The sequence below is a fragment of the Microbacterium sp. Y547 genome, from assembly GCF_057669785.1.
Genome location: NZ_JBYHFN010000003.1, coordinates 133,408 through 156,135 on the forward strand (window position 1 = coordinate 133,408; position 22,728 = coordinate 156,135).

Here is a 22,728-nt window from a genome sequence, read left to right on the forward strand (position 1 = left end):
GGTATCTGTGTTCAGGAGATGAGCGCCGCGTTGCCCGCGACGATCGTCAGCTCGTCACCCGACATCGAGAGGAAGCCGGATTCGGCGTTCGCGACGATCTTCGTCCCAGCGGTCTCCGTGATGCGCACCTGGCCTTCGGCGAGGATCGCGAGCACGGGTTCGTGACCGGGCATGAACCCGATCTCGCCCAGCACGGTCTTGGCGACGACGAGCGACGCCTCTCCCGACCAGACCTCCGCGTCGGCGGAGACGAGACTCACGTTGAGCGGCATGATCAGCCGTTCTCCTTCTGGATCCGCGCCCACTGCTCTTCGACGTCGGAGATGCCGCCGACGTTGAAGAACGCCTGCTCGGCGACGTGGTCGAAGTCACCCTTGACGATGGCGTCGAACGACTCGATGGTCTCCTTGATCGGAACCGTCGAACCCTCGACACCCGTGAACTTCTTGGCCATGTAGGTGTTCTGCGAGAGGAACTGCTGGATGCGACGTGCACGCGACACGACGATCTTGTCCTCTTCGGAGAGCTCGTCGACACCGAGGATCGCGATGATCTCCTGCAGTTCCTTGTTCTTCTGGAGGATCTGCTTCACGGCGGTCGCCACACGGTAGTGGTCCTCACCGATGTAGCGGGGGTCGAGGATACGGCTCGTCGAGGACAGCGGGTCGACGGCCGGGTAAAGACCCTTCGACGCGATCTCACGCGAGAGCTCGGTCGTGGCGTCCAGGTGGGCGAACGTCGTCGCCGGTGCCGGGTCGGTGTAGTCGTCGGCGGGGACGTAGATCGCCTGGAGCGACGTGATCGAGTGACCGCGGGTCGAGGTGATGCGCTCCTGGAGCACACCCATCTCGTCGGCGAGGTTCGGCTGGTAACCGACGGCGGACGGCATGCGGCCGAGCAGCGTCGAGACCTCGGAACCGGCCTGCGTGAAGCGGAAGATGTTGTCGATGAACAACAGCACATCCTGCTTCTGAACGTCGCGGAAGTACTCCGCCATCGTCAGTGCCGACAGGGCGACGCGCAGACGCGTTCCCGGCGGCTCGTCCATCTGGCCGAAGACGAGGGCCGTCTTGTCGAAGACACCCGCCTCGTCCATCTCGGCGATGAGGTCGTTGCCCTCACGCGTGCGCTCACCGACACCGGCGAACACAGACACACCACCGTGATCCTGCGCGACGCGCTGGATCATCTCCTGGATGAGGACGGTCTTGCCGACGCCGGCACCGCCGAAGAGGCCGATCTTTCCACCCTGGACGTACGGGGTGAGCAGGTCGATGACCTTGATGCCGGTCTCGAACATCTGCGTCTTCGACTCGAGCTGGTCGAAGTTCGGCGCCTTGCGGTGGATGGGCCAGCGCTCGGTGATCTCGATCTTCTCGCCGGGCTCGGCGTTGAGGATGTCACCCGTGACGTTGAAGACCCTCCCCTTGGTGACATCGCCGACCGGAACAGTGATCTGCTCGCCCGTGTTGCGCACCTCCTGGCCGCGGACGATGCCGTCCGTGGGCTTGAGGGCGATCGCCCGGACGAGGTCGTCGCCGAGGTGCTGAGCGACCTCGAGCGTGATCTCGTTGGACTCGCCGTCGATGACGATCGTCGTCTTCAGCGCGTTGTAGATGTCGGGGATCGAATCGTGCGGGAACTCGATGTCGACGACCGGGCCGGTGACGCGCGCGACGCGGCCGACGACGGAGGTGTCCGTCTTTTCAGCGGTGAGGCTCATGGCTTCTTCTCTTTCGTGGGATCTATTTGCCGGACGAGAGCGCGTCGGCGCCGCCGACGATCTCGGCGATCTGCTGCGTGATCTCGGCCTGGCGAGCGTTGTTGCGCAGGCGCGTGTAGTCGGTGATGAGCTTGTCGGCGTTGTCGCTCGCGGACTTCATCGCCTTCTGCGTCGCAGCGTGCTTCGCCGCCGACGACTGCAGAAGAGCGTTGAAGACGCGGCTCTGGATGTACACCGGCAGCAGAGCATCGAGCACGACGGATGCGTCCGGCTCGAACTCGTAGAGCGGGTACACCTGCGCCGCGGTCGGCTCTTCGGCTTCGACGACCTCGAGCGGGAGCAGGCGGACCTGCTCGGGCGACTGGGTCATCATGCTGACGAAGCGGTTGTACACGAGGTGGATCTCGTCGACCCCGCCATCCTGCCCGCCACGGTCGTAAGAGTCCAGCAGCACGGCTGCGATCTCTTCCGCCGTCGAGAAGTGCGGCGTGTCCGTGTCGCCCGTCCACTCAGCGGCGGCATCCATCCGACGGAACTGGAAGTATCCGACGGCCTTGCGGCCCACCAGGTAGAACACCGGCTCCTTGCCCTGCTGACGCAGGAGCTCGGCCAGTTCGAGACCCTCGCGGAGGATCTGCGAGTTGAACGCGCCCGCCAGGCCCCGGTCCGACGTGAAGATCACGACGGCGGAGCGGCGGATCGTCTCGCGTTCGACGGTCAGCGGGTGATCGATGTTGGAGTGTGTCGCCACGGCGGAGACGGCCCGTGTCACGGCCCTCGCGAAGGGCGTCGACGCGCGAACACGCGCCATCGCCTTCTGGATACGCGAAGCCGCGATGAGTTCCATCGCCTTCGTGATCTTCTTGGTCGTCTGAGCAGAACTGATCTTCTGCTTGTAGACCCGCAGTTGTGCGCCCATGGTTCCTGTCCAGCCCGCGGTTAGCGGCGGCCCTTGACGATCTTCTCCTGGTTCACGTCGTCAGCCGCAGCAGCAGCGACCTCTTCGTGTCCCGGCTTCCCGATCGCCTGACCCTTGCCCGCACGGAATTCGAGGATGAACTCGTCGGTCTTCTTCTCGAGCTCGGCGGCGGTCGCGTCATCGAGCACGTTCGTCTCGCGGAGCGTGTCGAGGATCGAGGTGTTCCGGCGCAGGTAATCGAGCAGTTCGCGCTCGAAGGGCAGCACGTCTTCGACCTCGAGGGAGTCGAGCTTGCCGTTGGTTCCGGCCCAGATCGAGACGACCTGCTCCTCGACGGGGTACGGCGAGTACTGCGGCTGCTTGAGCAGCTCGGTCAGTCGCGCACCGCGCGCCAGCTGGCGACGCGATGCCGCATCCAGGTCGCTCGCGAACATCGCGAACGCCTCGAGCGAGCGGTACTGGGCCAGCTCGAGCTTGAGCGTGCCCGAGACCTTCTTGATCGACTTGACCTGAGCGTCACCGCCGACTCGCGAGACCGAGATGCCGACGTCGACAGCGGGACGCTGGTTGGCGTTGAACAGATCGGACTGCAGGAAGATCTGGCCGTCGGTGATCGAGATGACGTTGGTCGGGATGTACGCCGAGACGTCGTTGGCCTTCGTCTCGATGATCGGCAGACCCGTCATCGAACCCGCGCCGAGCTCGTCGGAGAGCTTCGCGCAACGTTCGAGCAGACGGGAGTGCAGGTAGAAGACGTCACCGGGGTAGGCCTCACGGCCCGGCGGGCGACGCAGCAGCAGCGACACGGCACGGTAGGCCTCGGCCTGCTTCGACAGGTCATCGAAGATGATCAGGACGTGCTTGCCGTCGTACATCCAGTGCTGGCCGATGGCCGAACCGGTGTACGGCGCGAGGTACTTGAAGCCTGCGGGGTCGGATGCCGGAGCCGCGACGATCGTCGTGTACTCCATGGCGCCGGCGTCTTCGAGCGCTCCCTTGACGGAGGCGATCGTCGAGCCCTTCTGACCGATCGCGACGTAGATGCAGCGCACCTGCTTCGACGGGTCGCCCGAAGCCCAGTTGGCCTTCTGGTTGATGATCGTGTCGATCGCCAGGGCGGTCTTGCCGGTCTGGCGGTCACCGATGATGAGCTGGCGCTGGCCACGGCCGACCGGGATCATGGCGTCAATCGCCTTGATGCCCGTCTGCAGGGGCTCGTGCACGCTCTTGCGCTGCATGACGCCGGGCGCCTGCAGTTCGAGCGCGCGGCGGCCGTCGATCGGCGAGATCTCGCCGAGACCGTCGATCGGGTTGCCGAGCGGGTCGACGACACGGCCGAGGAAGCCGTCGCCGACGGCGACAGACAGAACCTCGCCGGAGCGCGTGACCTGCTGACCGGCTTCGATGCCGGAGAACTCGCCGAGTACGACGACACCGATCTCGTGCTCGTCGAGGTTCTGAGCGAGGCCCAGCGTGCCGTTCGCGAACGTCACGAGCTCGTTCGCCATGACGCCGGGCAGGCCCTCGACGTGGGCGATGCCGTCGGCGGCGTCGATGACGGTGCCGACCTCGGTCGCCGCGGCCCCGGTGGGCTCGTACGCGGCGACGAAATCCTTCAGCGCGTCACGGATGACGTCCGGGCTGATTGACAGTTCTGCCATTGTCTTCCCTTTGTTTCACTACGGTGTGGGGCGTCGGCCCCGAAGTCTCCGCCGGCTCGGCTGAACCGGCGGGAAGTCTGTACTACCCCGCGAGCCGCTGCCGCAGGTCTGCCAGTCGTGACGAGACGCTCGCGTCGATCACATCGTCGGCGATCTGCACGCGCAGGCCGCCGACCACGGAGGGATCGACGACGGTGTTCAGCGCCACGGCCGCGTCATAGCGCTGCGCGAGCAGCGCGGCGAGACGAGTGGACTGCGCCTCGCTCAGCGGCACCGCCGAGAAGACCGTTGCGACTTTGCGGCCACGCTGGTCGGCGACGAGTCGCTCGGCCCACGTGAGCATCCGGCGCACGCGTCGCTCGCGCGGCTGCTGCACGAGCGAGGAGACGATGAGCGTCGTCGCCGGGTTCGCGCGTGAGCCGAGGAGCTTCTCGACGAGGGCCCCCTTCGCCGACCGATCGCCGAGACGGCTCCCGAGGGCGAGTTCGAGCTCGGGGTTCGCGGCGACCGTGCGGGAGAACCGGAACAGCTCCCCCTCGATGTCGACTCCGACGGTCGCGTTCGCTGCGACGCGCACGGCAAGCTCTTCGATGCCGTCGACGAGATCCGACGCCGACGACCAGCGCTGATCAACCGCGCTGGTCAGCAACGACACCGTCGTGGCCGACACCATCGCGCCGAAGACGTCCTCGACGACCTTGCGCCGTGCAGCGGGCGGTGCGGCGGAGTCGGCCAGCGCGCCGCTCAGCTGCGACGAGTCGCCGACAGCACGCGCCGCGGCGAACAGCTCGCGGGCGACGTCGAGATCGACTCCCGACGCGGCGTCGAGCGCCGCCATCGTCGCCGCGAGGGCCTGAGTGGTCGCGCTGCCCATTACGCCTTTGCTCCTTCGGACGCCTCGAGGTCGGCGAGGAAGCGGTCAACGACCGCCTGAGCCTTCGCGTCATCCGAGAGCGCTTCGCCGATGACTCCGCCGGCGAGGTCGAGGGCGAGTGTGCCCACCTCGCTGCGCAGCGACACCAGGGTGCTCTGACGCTCGGCTTCGATCTGTGCGTGCGCGGCTGCGGTCACGCGGGCCGCCTCGGCGGTCGCGCTCTCCTTCGCCTCGCTGACGATCTTCTTGCCATCCTCACGCGCGGCGTCACGGATCTCTCCGGCTTCCTTGCGGGCGTCGGCGAGCTGAGCCGTGTACTCGGCCAGCGCGGCCTCGGCCTTGCGCTGTGCCTCGTCGGCCTTGGCGATGTTGCCTTCGATCGCAACGGCACGCTGGTCGAGCATCGCCTTCATCTTGGGAAGGGCGACCTTCCAGAAGACGAAGAGGATGACGACGAAGCAAACCGCTGACCAGATGATGTCGTACCACGCGGGGATGAGCGGGTTGTACTCGCCCTCTTCCGCGGCGTACGTGACAAGAGCGTTCAGCATCCTGTCTCCTTAAGACTGGTGGGGGCGGATCAGTAGCCGAAGATGAAGGCGGTGGCGATGCCGATGAAGGCGAGCGCCTCGGTGAAGGCGATACCGATCCACATGAGGACCTGCAGGCGGCCGGCCAGCTCGGGCTGACGGGCGACGCCCTCGATCGTCTTGCCGACGACGATGCCCACGCCGATGGCGGGACCGATGGCGGCGAGGCCGTAGCCGACGGTCGCGATGGAACCGGAGACCTGGGCGAGAACCGTAGTTGCGTCCACGGGGGTGTTTCCTTTCGGTTGGGTGGGTAGGCGCGAGCCTGCCCGCTCAGTGCTCTTCAGCCACCGCGAGCTGGATGTAGACCGCGGTGAGGATGGCGAAGACGTATGCCTGGAGGAAGGCGACCAGCAGCTCGAAGGCTGTGAAGGCGAAGCCGAAGGCGAGGGAGCCTGCAGCCAGAGCCGACCACCACCCGCCGAGGTCCAGGAGGAAGAACTGGGTCGCTGCGAAGAACAGGACCAGCATGAGGTGACCGACCATGAGGTTCATGAGCAGTCGGAGGGTCAGCGTCACGGGCCGGATGATGAACGTCGAGATGAACTCGAGCGGCGTGACGATGATGTAGAGAACCGGCGGGACCCCCGAGGGGAAGAGCGCGTTCTTGAAGAAGTTCTTGGGGCTCTTCTTGATACCCGCGTAGATGAAGGTGAAGTAGCTCACCAGTGCGAGCAGCAGCGGCACCGCGATGATGCCCGTTCCCGGCATGTTCAAGAACGGGATGACCCCGGTCAGGTTCATGAACAGGATCATGAAGAACATGGTCGTGAGGATGGGCAGGAACCGCTGGCCGTCCTTCTTACCCAGAAGGTCCTCGGCGATGTTGACGCGGACGAAGTCCAGCCCCATCTCGACGAGGCTCTGGAAACGGCCGGGGACGAGTTTCATCCGCCGGGTGCCGATCCAGAAGACCAGGACGACCGCAATGGTCGCGAGGATCTGGACCATGTGGATTCGGTTGAACTCGAACCCGCCGATCGTGAAGATCGCTTCGGGGAAGAATTCCGTGATCGAGGGTCCGTGGAACTCGGGTCCCTCGTCCACGGTGGCGTGGGCGATCAGGGTCGCAGCTTGAGTAATCAGCGCGGGCTCCAGCTTCGGGGCACCGGTCTAGGACCGTTGCGACGATGGTCGGTGAGCGTCACTCCGCAAGCACTCGGAAACCGAGCGGGCGGGCGCGAGATTCAGCCTATCAAACCTTGGAGCCCCCTGAATCCGCTTCGGTCCCCGTGTTGGCGTCGAACCCCGTTTCGGCGGCGGGCGCGTCCTCCGGATTCGAGGTCGGCAGGGTCACATCGCTCACGTGCGGGATGCGCATGCGCAGCATCACGACGACATCGATCGCGAGCGCAGCCAGCACGCTGGCGACGACCGCGACGAAGAAGATGGTGGGTTCCATCCACGGCTGGCCGCGCAGAACGAGCAGCAGCACGATGAAGACGATGAACTTGAGGATCCAGCCGCCCATCACGATGCCGAAGAAGAGCGGCACATAGATCGGGTCGCCGTACCAGCGGTTGGCGATGAGGATGCTCGTCCCCGTGATGGCGAGGAAGATCGCTGCCAGAAGGACCCCCGCCAGCGCACTCCACAACCCGTCGGTACCGGCGACGACGAAGCCGAGGACAGCGCCGAGCACGGCGAGGACGGCCGTCAGCGCGGCGGACCACAGCAGGGTGGCGCGCAGGATCGGGGTGCTCGAAACCGGGCTGGTGTTCATCGGGCGTTCTCCTGGGGTCTGGCTGCGACCGGCGAGCGCCGGCGCGAGGGAAGGAAGGTCAACACGAGGCACACAGCGACGCCGACGACGCCGAAGGCGACCCCGAACAGGTAGTCCCCCGGCCAATCGGACTGCGTGCCGATGTACATCAGCAGGAAGCCGAGGCTCACCACGGCCGTCCACGCGTAGAAGATCAGCACGGCGTCGCGATCGGTGTGGCCCATGTCGAGCATGCGGTGGTGCAGGTGCTTGCGGTCCGGCGAGAAGGGCGACTTGCCCTTGCTGATGCGACGGATGACGGCGAGGCCGAAGTCGAGGAGGGGCAGCAGCACCACCACGATCGGCAAGAGGATCGGGATGAAGGCACCGAGCAGCTGCGAGCGGCCGAACTCGTCCGGGTCGAGCATCGACGGCTCGAGCTGACCCGTGATCGCAACCGCCGAGGTCGCCATGAGCAGCCCGAGCAGCAGTGCACCCGAGTCGCCCATGAAGAGCTTCGCGGGACTCCAGTTCATCGGCAGGAACCCGATGCAGACGCCGATCAGCACGGCGGCGATGAACGACGCGAGGTTGAAGTAGGTGCTCGCGCCGGTGTCGCGCGCGAAGAGGTAGGAGTAGGCGAAGAACACGACGTTCGCGATGAGGCACACCCCGGCGACGAGGCCGTCGAGGCCGTCGATGAAGTTGACGGCGTTCATGACGACGACGATCGCGAAGACGGTGAGGGTGAAACTCATCCAGCTCGACCACACGGTCATGCCGCCGATCGGCAGTGCGTAGATCTGCAGGCCGCCGAACCACGCGATGCAGCCCGCGGCGAGGAACTGCGCCCCGAGCTTGATCATCCAGTCGAGGTCCCAGAGATCATCGGCGACGCCGACCACGACGATCAGCAGCGTCGCCGCGAGGATCGCCCAGATGCGCTCCGGGGCTGCCCACACGAGCTCGAAGAAGGGGTTCTGCGCCGAGACGAGAAAGGCCGCCGTCACGCCGAGGAACATCGCGATACCGCCGAGGCGAGGCGTCGGCTGCTTGTGGACGTCGCGCTCCCGGATGCCCGAGTACAGCTTGTACTTCAGGCTCAATCGCCACACGCCCCACGACAGCGCGAAGGTCAGCGCCGCCGTGAAGATGATCGTGAAGATGTACTGCTTCACGCGATCTCGCCGTCGCCGTGCTCCTCGGGGTCGGGTTCGAGCAGGTCGCCCAGGACGGCGCGCAGGCGCGCTCTTCCGATGGCGCCGTCGCGCAGGACGCGCACGACGGGCTCGGTTGCACCCACGAGGCCCGTGGCGTCGATGATCGTCGAGGCGACCCCTGTCGCCGACGGCCCTCCGTCGAGATAGACCTCGACGGAGTCGCCGAGCATCTGCTGCGCCTCGTGGATGAGGACAGCGGCGGACTTGCCCGTGAGGTTCGCGCTGGACACCGCGAGCGGCCCCGTCTCGGCGAGCAGCTCGAGGGCGATGCGGTGGTCGGGCATCCGCACGGCGACGGTGCCGTGCGTCTCGCCGAGATCCCACGTGAGCGACCGCTGGGCCGGCATGACGATCGTGAGGCCGCCGGGCCAGAATTGCTCGACCAGGCGCTCGACCGGCTCGGGCACCTCGGCCACGAGGGCCCGCAGCGTGTCGACACCGGGAACGAGCACGGGCGGAGGCGACTGGCGCCCCCTTCCCTTCGCGTCGAGCAGCCGCTGCACGGCGGAAGCGGAGAACGCATCGGCGCCGACTCCGTAGACGGTGTCGGTGGGCAGCACGATCAGCCCGCCGCGCGCTATGGCGCGGCGCGCCTCGCGCATGCCGGGGAGAAGCTGCGACTCATCGCGGCAGTCGAAGAGGGAGGACATGACCCGGACAGTCTAATCAGCGCCGGCCGGTGTTCCCCTGTGCTTCAGGGCCGTATGGCCGTCGTCGCGCGATCGCGCATCGTCAGGTCGGGGTGGGTCGCGGTGGACCGCCATCCGTCGGCGGCGAGCAGCTGCCGGATCGCGGCGCCCTGCCACTCGCCGTGCTCGATCACGATCATGGCGCCCGGGTGCGCGAGCCGAAGTCCCACCGTGCTGAGCACGCGCACGACGTCGAGGCCGTCCTCTCCCCCGTAGAGCGCGGCCGGGGGGTCGTACTCGCGCACTTCGGGATCCCTCGGGATCGCGGCATCCGGCACGTACGGAGGATTGGATGCCACGACCGACACCGTGCCGTTGAGCTCGGGGAACGCCTCGGCAAGATCGGCGAAGACCAGGTGCGCGTTGCCGGCGCCGACAGCGTCGAAATTCTGCGTCGTCCAGCCGAAGGCATCGGCGGAGTTCTCGGCCGCGTGCACCTCGGCATGCGGCACTTCGGTCGCCATCGCGAGCGCGATCGCGCCGCTGCCGGTCCCGAGATCGACCGCGATCGGCGCGGGGGATGCCGCGGCGCGCAGGGCGTCGATCGCGAGCTGGGCGACGATCTCGGTCTCGGGCCGCGGCACGAAGACGCCCCGGCCGACTCTGAGCTCGAGGTGACGAAAGGGTGCCGTCCCGGTCAGGTGCTGGAGCGGCTCTCTCGTCGCGCGTCGAGCGATGAGCTCGTCGTAGCGCTCGGCATCCGCCTGCCGGATCCCGTCGCCGCGCACGATCGCGGCCTGCACGCCTCCGCGGGTGCTGCCCAGCACGTGTGCTGCGAGGAGTTCGGCATCGACGACCGGATCGGCGACGCCGGCCTGGGCAAGCGCCTCGACACCGCGACGGACGACGGCGGAGAGGGCGGAAGGTGTATCCATGAGCGGCCCAGTTTATCTGTGGCTTGGCGTCATACTCGGCCCGGGTGCCGTGCGCTCCCCTAGGCTGGATGACGGTCACGATCCTCCCCGAAAGGCCCGACATGCCCGGTATGCACTCCGACATCACGACCGCGTTCGGCAACACCCCGCTCGTTCGCCTCAATCGGGTCACCGAAGGCGCCGTAGCCGAGGTGTACGCCAAGCTCGAGTACTTCAACCCCGCGTCGAGCGTCAAAGACCGCCTCGGCATCGCGCTCATCGACGCCGCTGAGGCCTCGGGTGAGCTGACCCCCGGCGGCACGATCGTCGAGTCGACGAGTGGCAACACCGGCATCGCGCTCGCGATGGTCGGCGCCGCGCGCGGCTACCGCGTCATCCTCACGATGCCCGCGTCGATGTCCAAGGAACGCCGGATGCTGCTCAAGGCGTTCGGCGCGGAGCTCGTGCTGACCGACCCGACCAAGGGCATGGCCCTCGCGGTCGACGAGGCCAAGCGCATCGTCGAAGAGACGCCCGGCGCCGTGTGGGTGCGCCAGTTCGAGAACGAGGCGAACCCCGCGATCCACCGCGCGACGACCGCCGAAGAGATCTGGCGTGACACCGACGGCGAGGTCGACGTGTTCGTCGCCGGCATCGGCACGGGCGGCACCATCACGGGCGTCGGCCAGGTGCTCAAGGAGCGCAAGCCCGGCGTGCAGATCGTCGCCGTCGAGCCGAAGGACTCCCCCATCCTCACCGAGGGCCACCCCGGCCCCCACAAGATCCAGGGCATCGGCCCGAACTTCGTCCCGGCCATCCTCGACCGCGGCGTCATCGACGAGGTGATCGACGTCGAGTTCGAGCCGTCGCTCGCGCTCGCGCGTGACCTGGCAGCGAAGGAAGGGCTGCTCGTCGGCATGTCGGCCGGTGCCGCCGTCTGGGCCGCGCTCGAAGTCGCCAAGCGTCCCGAGAACGCCGGCAAGAAGATCGTCGTCGTGGTGCCCGACACGGGCGAGCGCTACCTCACGACGGCGCTGTTCGAAGACCTGCGCGAGGACTGACATGGGGCCACTGGCTCGCGTCCGCGAGGATATCGCCGCGGCACGCCTGCGCGACCCCGCGGCGCGGGGCGACCTCGAGATCGCCGTGCTGTACTCGGGCCTGCACGCCATCTGGGCGCACCGTGTGTGGCACGCCCTCTGGCGGCGCGGCCTGCGCTTCGTGCCGCGCGCGGGCTCGCAGATCACGCGCTGGCTCACGGGCATCGAGATCCATCCCGGTGCCACGATCGGGCGCCGTTTCTTCATCGACCACGGCATGGGCGTCGTGATCGGTGAGACCGCCGAAGTCGGCGATGACGTCATGCTGTACCACAGCGTGACGCTCGGCGGCCGTCAGCGCGAGGGCGGCAAACGCCATCCCACGCTCCACGACGGCGTCGCCGTCGGTGCGGGCGCCAAGATCCTCGGCCCCATCACGATCGGCGCCCACTCCGTCGTCGGAGCCAACGCCGTCGTCACGCAAGACGCCCCGCCTGACAGCGTGCTGGTCGGCGTGCCCGCGAAGCCGCGAGCCCGCCGCGTCGGCGAAGAGACCCGCTCGATCCTGATGGCGCCCGAATACTCGATCTGACGCCGGGTCGGGCCTGGATCCCACCGCTGCGCGCTGCGACCAGCGCGGCGTCGCCATGCCGCGCGCCGGAACGTCAGTCGGCGTCGGGGGCCAGGGCCGCCAGGCGCGCCTCTTCGTCGGCGTGGATGGCCGACTCGACGATCGGTCCGAGGGCGCCGTCCATGACCTGGTCGAGGTTGTAGGCCTTGTAACCGGTGCGGTGATCCGCGATGCGGTTCTCGGGGAAGTTGTACGTGCGGATCCGTTCGGACCGGTCCATGCCGCGGATCTGCGAGCGACGGGCGTCGGATGCCGCCGCGTCGAGCTCTTCCTGCTGCCTGGCCAGCAGCCGGGCCCGGAGCACCCGCATCCCCGCCTCGCGGTTCTGCAGCTGGGATTTCTCGTTCTGCATCGACACGACGATGCCGGTCGGCACGTGGGTGATCCGCACGGCGGAGTCGGTCGTGTTGACCGACTGCCCGCCCGGACCCGAGGAGCGGTAGACGTCGATCTTGAGATCGCTCGGATCGATCTGGATCTCTTCGGGCTCATCGACCTCGGGGAACACGAGCACCCCGGTGGTCGATGTGTGGATGCGCCCCTGCGACTCGGTGGCGGGCACCCGCTGCACGCGGTGCACGCCGCCCTCGTACTTCAAGTGCGCCCACACACCCTGCGACGGGTCCGAGGGCGAGCCCTTGATCGCGACCTGCACGTCCTTGTAGCCGCCCAGATCGGACTCATTGCGTTCGAGCAGCTCGGTCTTCCACCCCATCGAGGCGGCGTACTGCACGTACATGCGCAACAGATCGGCCGCGAACAGCGCCGATTCGGCACCGCCCTCGCCCTGCTTGATCTCCATGATGACATCGCGCGCATCGTCGGGATCGCGCGGAATCAGCAGCCGCCGCAGACGCTCCTGCGCCTGGGCGAGCTGCCCTTCCAGCGCGGGCACCTCTTCGGCGAACGCGTCGTCTTCCTTCGCGAGGTCGCGCGCGGCATCTACGTCGTCCGATGCCGCGACCCAGTCCTCGTACGCCTTCACGATGCGCGACAACTCGGCGTACCGCCGGTTGACGCGCTTCGCACGGGCAGCATCAGCGTGCACGGCCGGATCGGAGAGCTCCTCCTGGACGGCACGGTGCTCTTCGATCAGGCCCTTGACCGACTCGAACATTTCCACCCTTCGACGGGTTCGGGGAACGCGACAGGCTCAGGAACCGGTCAGCGAACCAGCGACACGCTCAGAGTGCGGTCAGCGGATGCTGTTGTCGTGGGCGTGGCCGCCGCCGTGCGCATCGCGAGCGGGAGCCGGGATCGACTTCTGCATCTGCACGAGGAATTCGACGTTGGACTGCGTCTCTTTGAGCTTGCCGAGCACGACCTCGAGGGCCTGCTGGGTGTCGAGGCCCGCGAGGGCGCGACGCAGCTTCCACGTGATCTTGACCTCGTCGGCCGAGAGCAGCATCTCTTCGCGACGCGTCGACGACGCATTGACGTCGACGGCCGGGAAGATCCGCTTGTCGGCGAGCTGGCGCGAAAGCCGCAGCTCGCTGTTTCCCGTGCCCTTGAACTCCTCGAAGATGACGTCGTCCATCTTGGACCCGGTCTCGACGAGAGCCGTGGCGAGGATCGTGAGCGATCCGCCGTTCTCGATGTTGCGCGCGGCGCCGAAGAAGCGCTTGGGCGGGTACAGCGCCGACGCGTCGACGCCACCGGACAGCACGCGGCCGGAGGTCGGCGCTGTGATGTTGTAGGCACGACCCAGGCGAGTGATCGAGTCGAGCAACACGACGACGTCGCGACCGAGCTCGACGAGACGCTTCGCACGCTCGATGGCGAGCTCGGCGACGGTCGTGTGGTCCTCGGCAGGGCGGTCGAAGGTCGAGGCGATGACCTCGCCCTTGACCGTGCGCTGCATGTCGGTGACCTCTTCCGGGCGCTCGTCGACGAGCACGACCATGAGGTGGACCTCGGGGTTGTTCGTCGCGATGGCGTCGGCGATCTGCTGCAGCACGATCGTCTTGCCGGCCTTGGGCGGTGCGACGATGAGCCCACGCTGGCCCTTGCCGACCGGCGCGACGAGATCGATGATGCGCTGCGTGAGCTTCTCGGGCGCCGTCTCGAGGCGCAGGCGCTCCTGCGGGTAGAGGGGCGTGAGCTTGCCGAACTCCACGCGGGTCGCGGCATCCTCGACCGACAGACCGTTGATCGAGTCGACCTTGACCAGCGCGTTGTACTTCTGACGGCTGGACTGCTCGCCTTCGCGCGGCTGCTTGATCGCGCCGACGATGGCGTCACCCTTGCGCAGGTTGTACTTCTTGACCTGGCCGAGCGAGACGTAGACATCGCTCGGACCGGGCAGGTAGCCCGACGTCCGCACGAAGGCGTAGTTGTCGAGCACGTCGAGAACACCCGCGATCGGGATCAGAACGTCGTCTTCACCGATCTCGGTCTCGAACTCGTCGCCCTGGCCGCCGGACTGAACGCGGCGCTTGTTGCGCTGGCGGTTGCGTCCGTTGCCCTTGTCGCCGTCGTCATCAGAATCGGATGCCTCGGCGTGAGCCTGCGGGGCGTTCTGGCCCTGCGGCGGGTTCTGGCCCTGCGGGTCCTTGCCGTTGCGGTTGCGGCTGCGGCTGCGGCTGCGGCTGCGCCCGCGCCCCGAGCCCTCGTTCTGCTGGTCGCCGTCGTCGTTCTTCTCGCCGTCGGAGTCAACCTTGTCGGCGGAGGGAGCGTCGTTCTCGGCGGAAGCAGGTGCTTCGGCCGCGGCCTTGTCGGCACCCTTGGCGGAGCGCCGGTCGGCGGCCTTCTTGGCCGGTGCCTGCTCGGACGGCTCGGCGATGGCCGGCGTCTCGTCGGCGGGGACTGCTTCGGTCTTCGGCGCGTCTGCCTCGGCCGCCTCGGCGGCGGCGGTGTCAGCGGCGGCCTTGTCGGTGTCGGCCTTGGTCGCACGCGACCGGCGCGGGGCGCGCTTGGCGGGCGCCTTCACGGCGGGCGCCTCGGCAGCTGCGTCAGCCGGCGCGTCCGCAGCCGGGGCCTCGACCGGAGTCACGGCGGCGGGCGCTGCCGTGTCGGTGGCGGGCGCCGCTTCGGCTGCCGGCGTTTCGGCCGCGGGCGGCACGTCGCTGCTCTTCGCCCGACGCGGGGCGCGCTTGCGGACGGGCTTGGTCACCGGAGCGGCCTCGGCCGCCGGTGCATCCGCTGCTGCCGCAGGCGTGCTTGCGCTCGCGGCGGCAGCGGTCTTTTCGGTCGTCGCGGCGTCCGGCGTCTGCGCGTCCGTGCGCTGGTCGGCCTGGGCGTCGGTGTGGATCTCGGAGATGGACTCCACGAGTGCTCCCTTGTGAATACGAATGGATATGCACGAACGCGCGCCGAGACATACGGCTGGTTGCCATTCCGTGTGGTCCTCAGCGGACTCGTGTGCGGATCCTGACGGAGCTGCTCGAGACGAACTCAGAGACCGATCAACGGAAGGCGTGCGGTGGTTTCGCAGAATGCGACGGAGGCCAGATTCACGTTTGCGTGGAGTCCTCCGCGTGCTCCCTCACTGTACCACCCTTGACGTCGACGGCGAGCATGAGCGCCTCCCAGGGAGTGTCGCTGGACTGCGCCGCCAGTGCGGCCGCGTCCAGCCGCGCCCCCGGGCCGTCGGCGAGCACGAGCACGCTCGGACCGGCACCCGAGACGACGGCGGCGTATCCCGCTTCACGCAGACGCCGCACGAGCCGGTCCGTCTCGGGCATGGCCTGCGCGCGGTAGTTCTGGTGCAGCCGGTCAGCCGTCGCCGCGAACAGCAGCTCGGGGCTCTGCGTGAGCGCCGCAATGAGCAGCGCCGAACGCGAGACGTTGAAGACGGCGTCTTCGCGAGGCACCTGCAGCGGCTGAAGACTGCGGGCGACCTTCGTCGACATCGTGAACTCCGGCACGAGCACGAGCGGCGCGACACCGCGGTTCACGAGCAGCTTCTTGTGCTGCGGTCCACCCTCGTCGACCCACGCGATCGTGAGTCCGCCGAACAGCGCCGGCGCGACGTTGTCGGGGTGCCCCTCGAGCTCGGTCGCGAGCCGCAGGAGCATGTCGTCGTCGAGATCGGCGACGCCCTCGAGCAGGCCTTTCGCGGCAAGCAGTCCCGACACGACGGCGGCGCCCGACGAACCGAGTCCGCGCCCGTGCGGGATGACATTGTGAGACTCGATCCGCAGCCCCGGCATCCGCTGTCCGACTGCATCGAACGCGTACGCGATCGTTGAAGCGACGAGGTTCGACGCGTCGCGCGGCACGTCGCCGGCCCCCGCGCCGTGCACGTCGATCTCGAGCTGGCCCTCAGGAAGCGCCGTCACGAGCAGTTCGTCGTACACGCTCAGCGCGAGACCGAGCGTGTCGAAGCCCGGACCGAGGTTCGCGCTCGTGGCGGGGACGCGGACGACCAGCGGCCCCTCGGGAAGTGTCACGCGGTCGCCTTGGTGCGCGACAGACCGAGAACGGATGCGACCTCCGACGTCGCCGCGTCGACAACGGTCGGCTCGACGGTCGAGCCGTCGGCGTTGCGCAACGCCCACTGCGGGTCCTTCAGTCCGTGGCCCGTGACCGTGAGCACGACGCGGGCACCCGCGGGAACCGCGCCGGCCTCGGCACGGTCGAGGAGGCCGGCGACGCTGATCGCCGAGGCGGGCTCGACGAACACACCGACCTCTCCTGCGAGGAGCTTCTGCGCCGCGAGGATGCGCTCGTCGTCGATGGCGCCGAACCAGCCGTTCGTCGCGTCCCGCGCCTCGAGAGCGAGTTCCCACGAGGCCGGGTTGCCGATGCGGATCGCGCTGGCGACCGTCTCGGGGTTCTTGACGACTTCGCCGCGCACGAGCGGGGCCGATCCCTCAGCCTGGAAGCCGAACATCCGCGGCACGCGCGTCGCGACGCCGCGTGCGGCTTCTTCGCGGTAGCCGCGGGAGTACGCCGTGTAGTTGCCGGCGTTGCCGACGGGGATGAAGTGGAAGTCGGGGGCGTCGCCGAGCTGTTCGACGACCTCGTAGGCCGCCGTCTTCTGGCCCTCGATGCGGTCGGGGTTGACCGAGTTGACCAGGTGCACGGGATACTCGTCGGCAAGCTCGCGGGCGATCTCGAGGCAGTCGTCGAAGTTTCCGCGGATCTGAATGAGCTGCCCGCCGTGCACGACGGCCTGGCTCAGCTTGCCCATCGCGATCTTGCCCTCGGGCACGAGCACGGCCGCCGTGATGCCGGCGTGCGCCGCGTATGCGGCAGCCGAGGCCGACGTGTTGCCCGTCGACGCGCAGATGACGGCTTTGGCTCCGTGCTCGACGGCGCGCGAGAGCGCCACCGTCATGCCGCGGTCCTTGAACGAGCCCGTGGGGTTCATGCCCTCGAACTTGACCCAGACGTCGGCGCCCGTGCGGCGCGACAGTGACGGGGCCGGGATGAGCGGCGTGCCGCCCTCGCCGAGGGTGACGACGGTCGAGGCGTCGGTGACGCCGAGACGGTCGGCGTATTCGCGGAGGACTCCGCGCCAGAGGTGTGCCATGTCAGTTTCCTTCCACGCGCAGGACCGAGACGACGCGCTCGACGACGCCGCTCTCGGCGAGCCGGTCGACCGTCTCGCTGAGATCCTGCTCCAGTGCCTTGTGGGTGCCGATGACGAGGCGGGCAACGCCCGGTCCGCCGTTCGGCTCACGCAGGACGGTCTGCTCGACGGTCGCGATCGACACGCGGCCCTCGCTCAGGACGCCGGCGACAGTCGCGAGCACGCCGGGACGGTCATCGACCTCGAGCGTGATCTGGTAGCGCGTCGTGACGTTGCCGATCGGCACGATGGGCAGGTTCGCCCGAGTCGACTCGCCGACACCGACACCGCCTGCGATGTGGCGCCGCGCCGCCGAGACGACATCGCCGAGCACGGCGGAGGCGGTCTGCACGCCACCGGCTCCGGCGCCGTAGAACATCAGGTTGCCGGCGGCTTCGGCCTGCACGAAGACGGCGTTGTTCGCGCCGTGCACGCTCGCCAGCGGATGCGCACGGTCAACCAGCGCCGGATAGACCCGCACCGAGATCGCATCCCGATTCGCGGCTTCGTCGCCACCGGATGACTGGGGGGACGTGATCCGCTCGCACACGGCAAGCAGCTTGATGACGTAGCCGGCGTTGCGCGCGGCATCCATCATGGACTTGTCGATCGTCGTGATGCCCTCGCGGTGCACGGCGTCCAGCGGAACGGTCGTGTGGAAGGCGAGCGACGCGAGGATCGCCGCCTTCTGCGCCGCGTCGAAGCCCTCGACGTCAGCGGTTGGATCCGCCTCGGCGTAGCCGAGCGCCTGCGCGTCAGCCAGGACGTCCGCGAACTCGGCCCCCTCGGTGTCCATGCGGTCGAGGATGTAGTTGGTCGTGCCGTTGACGATGCCCATGATGCGCTGCACCCGGTCACCGGCGAGCGAGTCGCGGAGCGGGCGGATGATCGGGATGGCCCCCGCGGCGGCGGCCTCGTAATAGACCGATGCGCCCACTTGGTCGGCCGCGTCGAAGATCTCGGGGCCGTGCGTTGCGAGGAGCGCCTTGTTGGCCGTCACGACGTCGGCGCCGGAGTTGATCGCCTGCAGGATGTACGTACGCGCCGGTTCGATACCGCCCATGAGCTCGATGACGATGTCGGCACCCAGAATCAGGGTCTCGGCGTCGGTCGTGAACAGCTCGCGGGGCAGGTCGGTCTCGCGGGGGGCGTCGAGATCGCGCACGGCGATGCCGGCGAGCTCGAGCACGGCACCGGAGCGGTCGGCGAGCTCATCTGCGTGCCGCAGCAGCAGCGCGGCGACCTGGGAGCCCACGGCTCCCGCACCCAGCAGGGCGACCCGAAGGCGGCGGTAGTCGGTCATGCGTTCCTTCCCATTGAGGTGGGCAGCCCTGCATCGCGGGCGAGCAGATCATCGATCGACTCGCCGCGCACGATGACGCGGGCGTGCCCGGAGCGCACCGCCACGACGGGCGGGCGCGGTACGTAGTTGTAGTTGCCGGCCAGCGAGTAGCAGTACGCTCCGGTCGCCGGAACGGCGAGCAGATCGCCCGCGGCGATGTCGCCCGGCAGATACTCGTGGTCGACGACGATGTCGCCGGCTTCGCAGTGCTTGCCCACGACGCGGGTCAGCACGGGGGCCGCGTCGCTGCGCCGCGAGGCAATGCGGGCGGAGTACTGCGCGCCGTAGAGCGCGGGGCGGGCGTTGTCGCTCATGCCGCCGTCGACGCTCACGTACAGGCGCGTCGCGCCGCCGTCGAGGGCGACGGGCTTGGTCGTGCCGACCTCGTACAGCGTCACTCCGGCCGGCCCCACGATCGCGCGCCCGGGCTCGAAGGCGAGATCGGGCATCGGGATGCCGCGGGTCGCGCACTCGCTCGCGACGGCTTCGACGATCCCGGCCGCGAGCTCGGCGATCGGGGTCGGATCGTCGGCAGAGGTGTAGGCGATGCCGAAACCGCCGCCGAGGTTGAGCACCGGCAGGTCGCCGTCCTCACGCAGGCGCGCGTGCAGCTCGACCAGGCGCGCAGCGGATTCGCGGAACCCCGCCGTGCCGAAGATCTGCGAGCCGATGTGGCCGTGCAGCCCGACGAGTTCGAGTCCGGGAGTCGCCCGCACACGGTCGGCGATGTCGGGGGCGCTGTCGAGGGTGAACCCGAACTTCTGGTCTTCGTGGGCCGTCGCGAGGAAGTCGTGCGTCTCGGCGTGCACACCGCTGTTCACCCGGATGAAAACGCGCTGCGTCGCGCCGCGGCGCGCGACGATGTCGGCGAGCCGGTCGATCTCGTCGATGCTGTCGAGCACGATCGAGCCGATCCCGACCTCGACGGCGCGGTCGAGCTCGGCACGGGACTTGTTGTTGCCGTGGAAGGCGAGTCGCTTCGGGTCGGCTCCCGCAGCGAGCGCCACAGCCAGTTCGCCGCCCGTGCAGACGTCGACCGAGAGCCCTTCGTCGAGAACCCACCGCACGACCTCGCTCGAGAGGAAGGCCTTGCCGGCGTAGTAGACGCGCACCGACGCACCGTGCGGGGCGGCGGCATCGCGGAAGGCCGCGAGCGCCCCCCGGGCGCGGGAGCGCACCTCGTTTTCATCGAACACGTAGAGCGGCGTGCCGAACCGGGCCGCGAGTTCGGTCATCGGCACCCCGGCGACCTGCACAACACCATCGGCGTCGCGGGTCGCGCTCTCGGGCCACACCCCTGCGGCGAGCGCATCGGCGCCGTCAGGCATGGACAGCCAGGCAGGTGCCGGCGTGCGGGAGGAGGAGGCGATGGACACGGGGGAACCAATCGGGTGGAAGCTACGGCGCGGCGCCACCGGGGATCGCCCGGAATCGGCGGCTGCCTCGAGCGGTCGACGCACACGCCGGGCAGTGCTAGCAGTCTAGAGCACGCCCTTCGACAGCCGAATCGTCAGCAGGTACCGTTCTCGCGCAGTGCCGGGTCGCTCAGCATGGCGTCGGCGATCGTGAAGCGGGCGACGAGCTCGTCGCCGTCGACCGTGACGTCCGTGAGCGTCATGCCGGCCGGGACGTACTGCGCGATGCAGACCGGCCAGTCCCGCAGCACCGAGTTCGACAGGATGCCGAACTGGCGGCGGAGCTCGTCGGCGGTGACGTCGGCGCCGGCCACCTGGATCGACGACGGCGTGAGGACGAGCTCGCCGTCTTCAGCGCTGGGGGTCAACGAGACTCCGATCGGCACCGCCGCACCGAAGAGGGACAGCTCGATCGACGCCGTCACGTCGGGGGCGTCGATGCCGAGAGCATCGACGGGGAAATCCTCGACGCTCGCCATGAGGTGACGCAGGTCGTCGGCATCGACCCGCACGACAGCCGTCGCATCGCGCATGTCACCACCGCTGATCGGCACGTCGAACGCTTCGACATCGACGTCGCCGCGGAAGGCGCCCAGCTCGACGTCATCGGAGCGGATGCCGATCTCGCTGAGCTGTCCGGCGATCAACTGCGGCAGGACGGCGCCGGGAATATCGACATCGACCACCTGGTCGGCCGGCAGCTGGAGGTTCACGATCACCTGCGTGCGGATCGTGCGCTCGACGATGCTGCGGGCGACCGCCTCACCGATGATCCATGCCCCGACGGCGAGGAGCACGACGACGACGGCCGCGATGAGCCAGCCGCGACCGCGGCGCCGGCGGCGCGCAGAAACAGCCGGATCCGAGGCCACGCCGCTACATCCGCTCGGGTGCCGAGACGCCGAGCAGTGTCAGTCCGTTGCGCAGCACCTGTCCCGTCGCGTCGTTGAGCCACAGGCGCGTGCGGTGCACGCTCTCGACCGGCGCGTCGCCGAGCGGAATGACGCGGCAGTTGTCGTACCAGCGGTGGTAGAGCCCCGCGAGCTCTTCGAGGTAGCGGGCCACGCGGTGCGGCTCACGCACGTCAGCGGCGTAAGCGACGATGCGGGGGAACTCCTGCAGCGCGCCCAGCAGCGCCGACTCGGTCTCGTGATCGAGCAGCTCGGGGGCGAACTCGGAGCGGTCGACTCCGGACGCCGCGGCGTTGCGCGCGACGTTGAACGTGCGGGCGTGGGCGTACTGCACGTAGAAGACGGGGTTGTCGTTCGTGCGCTTGCGCAGGATCTCGGGGTCGAGCGTGAGAGGCGAATCGGCAGGGTAGCGCGCGAGCGAGTAGCGCAGGGCATCGGTGCCGAGCCACTCCCGCAGGTCGTCGAGCTCGATGATGTTGCCGGCGCGCTTGGACAGGCGTGCACCGTTGATCGACACGAGCTGCCCGATGAGCACCTCGATGTCGGTCTCGGGGTCGTCTCCGGCAGCGCCGGCGAGGGCCTTGAGGCGATGCACGTAGCCGTGGTGGTCGGCTCCGAGCAGGTAGATCTTGTGCGCGAAGCCGCGGTCGCCCTTGTTCAGGTAGTAGGCGGCGTCGGCGGCGAAGTAGGTGTACTCGCCGTTGGACCGGCGGATGACGCGATCCTTGTCGTCGCCGAAGTCGGTCGTGCGCACCCAGACAGCACCGTCCTCGTCGAAGACGTGACCCTGCGCGCGCAGGCGGTCGACGGCCGTGTCGACGAGGCTCGGCCCGCCGTCGGTCGCGTGCAGCGTGCGCTCCGAGAACCACACGTCGAAGTGCACGTTGAATTGCTCGAGCGATGACTGCAGGGCGGCCAGCTGCAGCTCGTACGCGGTGTCGCGAGCGGTGGCGAGCTGCGTGGCCTCATCGAGCGAGAGCAGATCCGGATGCCGCTCCTTCACGCGCTGAGCGAGGTCGTCGATGTACGCACCCGCGTATCCGCCCTCGGGCGTCGGCTCGCCCTTCACGGCGGCGAGCACCGAGGCACCGAACCGCTCCATCTGAGCGCCGGCGTCATTGATGTAGAACTCGCGGGCGACCGTGGCTCCGCTGACGGCGAGCAGGCGGCCGATCGCATCCCCGAGGGCGGCCCAGCGGGTGTGCCCGATGTGCAGGGGGCCCGTCGGGTTGGCGCTCACGAACTCGAGGTTGATCGTGTTGCCGCGCTGAGACTCGTTCGATCCGAACGCTGCGCCCGCTTCGACGATCGTCTTGGCCAGGGCGCCGGCGGCGGCGGCATCCAATCGGATGTTGATGAAGCCCGGGCCGGCGATCTCGACGCTCGCGACCCCGTCGACCTGCTGAAGGCCCGCCGCGATCTCACCGGCGAACTCGCGCGGGTTTGCACCGACGACCTTGGCGAGCTTGAGCGCGGCGTTCGACGCCCAATCGCCGTGATCGCGGTTCTTGGGTCGCTCCAGGGGAAGGTCGGCAGCCGTCAGACCCTCGGACGAACCGGGGCGCCGCGCCTCGGCGAGCGGTTCGATGACGGCGAGCAGAGCGGCGGAGAGGGCTTCGGGATCCATAGCCCGCTTATTCTA

22 protein-coding genes are annotated in these 22,728 nt (G+C 68.4%); 2 read left to right on the forward strand and 20 right to left on the reverse strand.

Annotated features, from left to right (window positions below):
- Nucleotides 1-11: 11 nt before the first annotated feature.
- The 12 genes from AC25Y0_RS05990 to prmC form a co-directional block, all read right to left on the reverse strand.
- Entirely contained in the window at nucleotides 12-272 is a 261-nt protein-coding gene (locus AC25Y0_RS05990; RefSeq protein ID WP_488122149.1) for a F0F1 ATP synthase subunit epsilon, read from the reverse strand.
- Between the two features lie 2 nt (nucleotides 273-274).
- A complete protein-coding gene (gene atpD / locus AC25Y0_RS05995) occupies nucleotides 275-1,723 on the reverse strand; it encodes a F0F1 ATP synthase subunit beta (protein ID WP_488122148.1) in 1,449 nt (482 codons plus the stop codon).
- 22 nt (nucleotides 1,724-1,745) lie between these two features.
- Nucleotides 1,746-2,642 (reverse strand): F0F1 ATP synthase subunit gamma, encoded by an 897-nt coding sequence (locus AC25Y0_RS06000; RefSeq protein ID WP_488122147.1) that lies wholly within the window; start codon nucleotides 2,640-2,642, stop codon nucleotides 1,746-1,748.
- Nucleotides 2,643-2,662: 20 nt separating this feature from the next.
- Nucleotides 2,663-4,303, reverse strand: a complete 1,641-nt coding sequence (atpA, locus tag AC25Y0_RS06005) for a F0F1 ATP synthase subunit alpha (RefSeq protein WP_488122146.1) — start codon at nucleotides 4,301-4,303, stop codon at nucleotides 2,663-2,665.
- 82 nt (nucleotides 4,304-4,385) lie between these two features.
- Nucleotides 4,386-5,177, reverse strand: coding sequence for a F0F1 ATP synthase subunit delta (locus AC25Y0_RS06010; RefSeq protein WP_488122145.1), 792 nt, complete (start codon nucleotides 5,175-5,177; stop codon nucleotides 4,386-4,388).
- Nucleotides 5,177-5,728 (reverse strand): F0F1 ATP synthase subunit B, encoded by a 552-nt coding sequence (locus AC25Y0_RS06015; RefSeq protein ID WP_488122144.1) that lies wholly within the window; start codon nucleotides 5,726-5,728, stop codon nucleotides 5,177-5,179. The genes AC25Y0_RS06010 and AC25Y0_RS06015 overlap by 1 nt, the downstream gene beginning before the upstream one ends.
- A 29-nt stretch (nucleotides 5,729-5,757) precedes the next feature.
- Entirely contained in the window at nucleotides 5,758-5,994 is a 237-nt protein-coding gene (atpE, locus tag AC25Y0_RS06020; protein ID WP_141882353.1) for an ATP synthase F0 subunit C, read from the reverse strand.
- Between the two features lie 46 nt (nucleotides 5,995-6,040).
- On the reverse strand, nucleotides 6,041-6,832 hold the full coding sequence (gene atpB / locus AC25Y0_RS06025; protein WP_488122300.1) for a F0F1 ATP synthase subunit A: 792 nt from the start codon (nucleotides 6,830-6,832) through the stop codon (nucleotides 6,041-6,043).
- A gap of 130 nt (nucleotides 6,833-6,962) precedes the next feature.
- Nucleotides 6,963-7,490: a Cg1360 family ATP-synthase-associated protein gene (locus AC25Y0_RS06030; protein WP_488122143.1), complete on the reverse strand. Its 528-nt coding sequence runs from the start codon at nucleotides 7,488-7,490 to the stop codon at nucleotides 6,963-6,965.
- Complete coding sequence (locus AC25Y0_RS06035) at nucleotides 7,487-8,647, reverse strand: MraY family glycosyltransferase (RefSeq protein ID WP_488122142.1); 1,161 nt, start codon at nucleotides 8,645-8,647, stop codon at nucleotides 7,487-7,489. The genes AC25Y0_RS06030 and AC25Y0_RS06035 overlap by 4 nt, the downstream gene beginning before the upstream one ends.
- On the reverse strand, nucleotides 8,644-9,339 hold the full coding sequence (locus AC25Y0_RS06040; protein WP_488122141.1) for an L-threonylcarbamoyladenylate synthase: 696 nt from the start codon (nucleotides 9,337-9,339) through the stop codon (nucleotides 8,644-8,646). Before AC25Y0_RS06040 ends, AC25Y0_RS06035 begins: the two co-directional genes overlap by 4 nt.
- A gap of 44 nt (nucleotides 9,340-9,383) precedes the next feature.
- On the reverse strand, nucleotides 9,384-10,253 hold the full coding sequence (gene prmC, locus AC25Y0_RS06045; RefSeq protein WP_488134370.1) for a peptide chain release factor N(5)-glutamine methyltransferase: 870 nt from the start codon (nucleotides 10,251-10,253) through the stop codon (nucleotides 9,384-9,386).
- 101 nt (nucleotides 10,254-10,354) lie between these two features.
- Here prmC and cysK point away from each other — a divergent pair, with 101 nt between their 5' ends.
- Together cysK and epsC are read left to right on the forward strand one after the other, a co-directional pair.
- Nucleotides 10,355-11,293, forward strand: a complete 939-nt coding sequence (cysK, locus tag AC25Y0_RS06050) for a cysteine synthase A (RefSeq protein ID WP_488122299.1) — start codon at nucleotides 10,355-10,357, stop codon at nucleotides 11,291-11,293.
- Between the two features lies 1 nt (nucleotide 11,294).
- Nucleotides 11,295-11,864, forward strand: a complete 570-nt coding sequence (epsC, locus tag AC25Y0_RS06055) for a serine O-acetyltransferase EpsC (protein ID WP_488122139.1) — start codon at nucleotides 11,295-11,297, stop codon at nucleotides 11,862-11,864.
- Between the two features lie 73 nt (nucleotides 11,865-11,937).
- On the opposite strand, the gene prfA is transcribed toward epsC, so the two are convergent.
- From prfA to AC25Y0_RS06095, 8 genes are all read right to left on the reverse strand, one after another.
- Nucleotides 11,938-13,020 (reverse strand): peptide chain release factor 1, encoded by a 1,083-nt coding sequence (gene prfA, locus AC25Y0_RS06060; RefSeq protein WP_488122138.1) that lies wholly within the window; start codon nucleotides 13,018-13,020, stop codon nucleotides 11,938-11,940.
- A gap of 78 nt (nucleotides 13,021-13,098) precedes the next feature.
- On the reverse strand, nucleotides 13,099-15,171 hold the full coding sequence (gene rho / locus AC25Y0_RS06065; RefSeq protein ID WP_488122137.1) for a transcription termination factor Rho: 2,073 nt from the start codon (nucleotides 15,169-15,171) through the stop codon (nucleotides 13,099-13,101).
- A 184-nt stretch (nucleotides 15,172-15,355) separates the two neighbouring features.
- Complete coding sequence (gene thrB / locus AC25Y0_RS06070; RefSeq protein WP_488122136.1) at nucleotides 15,356-16,294, reverse strand: homoserine kinase; 939 nt, start codon at nucleotides 16,292-16,294, stop codon at nucleotides 15,356-15,358.
- Nucleotides 16,291-17,379: a threonine synthase gene (thrC, locus tag AC25Y0_RS06075; protein ID WP_488122135.1), complete on the reverse strand. Its 1,089-nt coding sequence runs from the start codon at nucleotides 17,377-17,379 to the stop codon at nucleotides 16,291-16,293. The genes thrB and thrC overlap by 4 nt, the downstream gene beginning before the upstream one ends.
- Nucleotide 17,380: 1 nt before the next feature.
- Nucleotides 17,381-18,721: a homoserine dehydrogenase gene (locus tag AC25Y0_RS06080; protein WP_488122134.1), complete on the reverse strand. Its 1,341-nt coding sequence runs from the start codon at nucleotides 18,719-18,721 to the stop codon at nucleotides 17,381-17,383.
- Entirely contained in the window at nucleotides 18,718-20,088 is a 1,371-nt protein-coding gene (gene lysA, locus AC25Y0_RS06085; protein WP_488122298.1) for a diaminopimelate decarboxylase, read from the reverse strand. Before lysA ends, AC25Y0_RS06080 begins: the two co-directional genes overlap by 4 nt.
- 182 nt (nucleotides 20,089-20,270) lie before the next feature.
- A complete protein-coding gene (locus tag AC25Y0_RS06090; RefSeq protein WP_488134371.1) occupies nucleotides 20,271-21,047 on the reverse strand; it encodes an LmeA family phospholipid-binding protein in 777 nt (258 codons plus the stop codon).
- Between the two features lie 4 nt (nucleotides 21,048-21,051).
- A complete protein-coding gene (locus AC25Y0_RS06095) occupies nucleotides 21,052-22,713 on the reverse strand; it encodes an arginine--tRNA ligase (RefSeq protein ID WP_488122132.1) in 1,662 nt (553 codons plus the stop codon).
- Nucleotides 22,714-22,728: the final 15 nt, after the last annotated feature.